The following is a 3,396-nucleotide window of genomic DNA, read 5'->3' as shown; positions in this document are numbered from 1 at the left end:
CCGCCACCCCCACCGACCCCTTACGAGGAGCCGCCGTCATGCCCGACACCGAAACCGCCGGCCCGCCCCAGCGGCTGCGCGGCGGCGTGCTCGGCATGGCGGACATCGCCGCCGCCACCATGGCCAACGTCGGCCCGGCCATGAGCTTCTTCTTCGGATTCGCCTTCCTCGCCACCACCGCGGGCGTCGCCTCCCCGCTGACCATCCTCACCGCCGGCGTGGCCGTCGCGCTGCTGGGCAACACCCTCGCCCAGTTCTCCCGGGCACACCCCTCGGCGGGCAGCTTCATCACCTTCGTCGGCAAGACCTTCGGCCCCGTCAGCGCCGTGACCACCGCCCTGCTGGCCGGCCTCGGCTACATCATCGCCATGGCCTCCGTGATCGCCATCTCGGGCGGCTTCGTGCAGATCACCCTGCACCACTACACCGGCGTCGACATCCCGTGGATCATCTGGACCCTGCTGCTGACCGGCGCGTCGGTGGTGCTGATGCTGCGCGGCATCGTCGTCTCCACCAAGTGGGCGGGCTACTTCTTCGCCGTGGAGATGCTGGTCCTCGTCGTGGTCTCGGTCGCGGCACTCGTCGAACACCACGGCAACCTGTCCGCCGCGCCCTTCCTGCCCGACCACATCCACCACGGCCTCAGGGGCCTGGCCGCCGGCTTCCCGCTCGCCGTGTACCTCTTCGTCGGCTGGGAGAACTCCGCGGCCCTGGCGGAGGAGACGGAGAACCCGCGGCGCAACGTCGGCCGCGCCGTGTTCTCCTCCGTGGGCATCATGACGGCGAGCTACATCCTCTTCTCCTACGCCACCGTCACCGGCTTCGACTACGACGTCCAGCGGCTCGGCGACTCTGCCATCCCCTTCATCGACGTCGCCCACGACACCCTCGGCGCGCTGGCCTTCCTCGCCTACGTCGGCGGCCTGACCTCCACCCTCGGCGTGCTCATCGCCGGGATCAACTCCCAGGCGCGGCTGGTGTTCAACGCCGGCCGCGAGGGACTGCTGCCGTCCTTCTTCGGCTACGTGCACCCCGTCCGCCGTACGCCGAACAACGCGATCGTCACCTTCGCCGTCACCGCCCTGCTGATCATCGGCGGCTGGGGCCTCGGGCATCTGCTCGGGGCGGACGGCGGTCCGATGGACCCCGTGGTCTTCTTCACCGAGTCCTCGACCCTGGGCACCATCCTGATCCTGGTGGTCTACCTGGCCTCCAACATCGCCCTGCCCTTCTACTACCGGCGCTACCGCCCGCAGGAGTTCCACACCGTCCGCCACCTGGTGCTGCCGGCGCTCGGTGCCCTGGCGATCCTGGTGCCGCTCTACTACCTTGCCAAGCCCGGCCAGCCCGCGCCGTACAACTGGTTCCCGGTCGCGGCCCTCGCGGCCCTGCTCCTCGCCGTCGGCTACGCGACCCTCCTGGTCCGCCGAGACCCGGGCCTGGCCGAACGGGTCGGCTCCGTCGTCGCCGACGTGGAGTGAGGCCCCGGTCGTGTGATGGACGGCGTGGTCAATCCTTACCACGAAGGCAAGACCCGTCAGCCGCCGCCGGCCCTCCAGGGCCGCACGACACCTATGTCCTTCGAGTCGGGCGGTCCGGTACGGGCCCGGGACCTGCTCGACATCTGACGTTCCCCGATTCGCTCACCGATGAGTTTAGTCGTGCCGGACGGTCCATCCCGGCACAACGAGACGAATGGAGACTCCGATGAGCAAGGCGCACTCGCATCCGACGACCCACATCGCCCGCCGCATGTTCGAGCTTCTGGAGCCGATCTGCCTGGTCACCTTCTTCGCCGACGAGTGCAACGAGGAACTGGCCGCACTCGGCCACCGCACCTACTGGGACGGCTATTTCGCCAGCCGCGCCGCTCCGCTGGGGCGGGTGCCGGCCCAGGTCGTCCACGCGGCCTTCTACAACTTCGCCGAGGGCGAGGCCGCCCGGCACATCCCCAGCGCATGGGAGACGATCCCGCCCGAGGCGTCCGTCGCCGCCCGCGAGCGGGGCAGCGCGGCCTCACTACGGCGCATCCTCGGCGAGGAACTCGCCGGCTCCCCGGGCCTGGTGCGCGCCGCCGATCTCACCACCAAGGCCGCGACGAGCGCCCCCACCGAGGGCCGGGTCATGTACGCCGGGATGCGTACCCTGCCCGTGCCGAGCGACCCGGTCGCCCGGCTGTGGCACTCCGCGACCATGCTGCGCGAGCACCGCGGCGACGGGCACATCGCCGCCCTCGTCGGCGCGCGCATCGGCGGCACGGAGGCCCACATCCTCTCCGCGCTGGAGCAGGGCATCCACCCGCCGGAGTCGTTCGGCCGGGTCCACCACCTGCCGAAGGAACGGCTGGCCGCGGTCATGGACGGCTTGCGGACGCGCGGGCTCGTCGACATCGACGGCCGGTTCACCGACGCCGGCCGCGCCACCAAGCAACGCATCGAAGCCCTCACCGACGAACTCGCCGCCCCGCCCTACGAGGCCCTCTCCCCCGCCGAACTCGACGAACTGATCGCCACGCTCGAACCCATCACAGCGAGGCTGGTGGCGTCGGGATCGCAGTGACAGCTCTTTCTCAGTTCGGGGCGGGAGGTGTGCAGGACGAGCCTCTTCAGACCTTTTCGGGTTTGCGGGCGAGCAGACAGGCGTGCGGCCTCTTCACCCGTCCGCCGGGCTCCTGCTCCAGCCGCGCGGTGACGACGAGTCCGGCCTGCTTCATCAGGCCGACGACGCGCTCCAGGGGCAGGAGGTACGACTCGTAGGACACCGGACGGCCATAGCCCTGGGTCGGCTGCAGCCGTTCGTCGCCGACATGGCCTCCCCAGAGCAGGTGGCCGCCGGGCGCGAGCGTGCGGTGGAACTCGGCGAACACCGCCGGAAGCCACTGCGGGGGCGTGTGGTGGGTGGAGTACCAGGCCAGGATGCCGCCGAGCTCGTCGCCCTTCAGCTCCAGCGAGGTCATCGAGCCCGTGGTGAACCGCAGGTTCGGATAGGCGAGGCGGGCCAGCTCGATCATCTTCGGCGACAGATCGATGCCGAAGGCGGACACCCCCAGCCCGGCCAGGTACGCCGTCACCCGGCCGGGGCCGCACCCCAGGTCCGCGACCGGTCCCAGATCCGCCGTCCGTACGAGTTCGGCGAACCCCGCCAGCATCGCGCGTGACAACGGGTCCATCTCGGTCGGAAGCGGGACGCGTTCGACGTAGTCGGCGGCGACCGTGTCGTAGGACTCGCGCACGGCTGTGAGGAAGGAGGGTTCGGTCATGCGGGCGACCCTAGGTCGCTTCTGATGGCTCTTGCTTGGGTGGGTGGATCAGTGCTCGGGCTGGGCAGGGGCGTCTTATGGTGCGGCGGCATGAACTGACGGATGCGCAGTGGCAGAGGATCGAGCCGTTACTTCCC

4 protein-coding genes are annotated in these 3,396 nt (G+C 70.2%); 3 read left to right on the top strand and 1 reads right to left on the bottom strand.

The features are described from left to right. Nucleotides 1-38 precede the first annotated feature (38 nt). The 3 genes from GRC12_RS42940 to GRC12_RS42935 all read left to right on the top strand — a co-directional run bounded on the left by GRC12_RS42940 (nt 39) and on the right by GRC12_RS42935 (nt 2,559). Nucleotides 39-1,481 (top strand): APC family permease, encoded by a 1,443-nt coding sequence (locus GRC12_RS42940; protein WP_208785863.1) that lies wholly within the window; start codon nt 39-41, stop codon nt 1,479-1,481. A 15-nt stretch (nt 1,482-1,496) separates the two neighbouring features. Beyond that, nucleotides 1,497-1,628 (top strand): hypothetical protein, encoded by a 132-nt coding sequence (locus GRC12_RS46615; RefSeq protein WP_280117601.1) that lies wholly within the window; start codon nt 1,497-1,499, stop codon nt 1,626-1,628. 79 nt (nt 1,629-1,707) lie between these two features. After that, nucleotides 1,708-2,559: an SCO6745 family protein gene (locus GRC12_RS42935; RefSeq protein WP_244374641.1), complete on the top strand. Its 852-nt coding sequence runs from the start codon at nt 1,708-1,710 to the stop codon at nt 2,557-2,559. A 46-nt stretch (nt 2,560-2,605) separates the two neighbouring features. Here GRC12_RS42935 and GRC12_RS42930 read toward each other — a convergent pair whose 3' ends face one another. Beyond that, complete coding sequence (locus GRC12_RS42930) at nt 2,606-3,259, bottom strand: class I SAM-dependent methyltransferase (protein ID WP_208785862.1); 654 nt, start codon at nt 3,257-3,259, stop codon at nt 2,606-2,608. Between the last annotated feature and the right edge of the window lie 137 nt (nt 3,260-3,396).

The sequence above is a fragment of the Streptomyces griseorubiginosus genome (genome assembly GCF_017614965.1).
GTDB classification, from domain to species: Bacteria; Actinomycetota; Actinomycetes; order Streptomycetales; family Streptomycetaceae; genus Streptomyces; species Streptomyces griseorubiginosus_B.
Note: the sequence above shows the minus strand (reverse complement) of the source record. Positions and strands in the feature narration are given on the sequence as shown.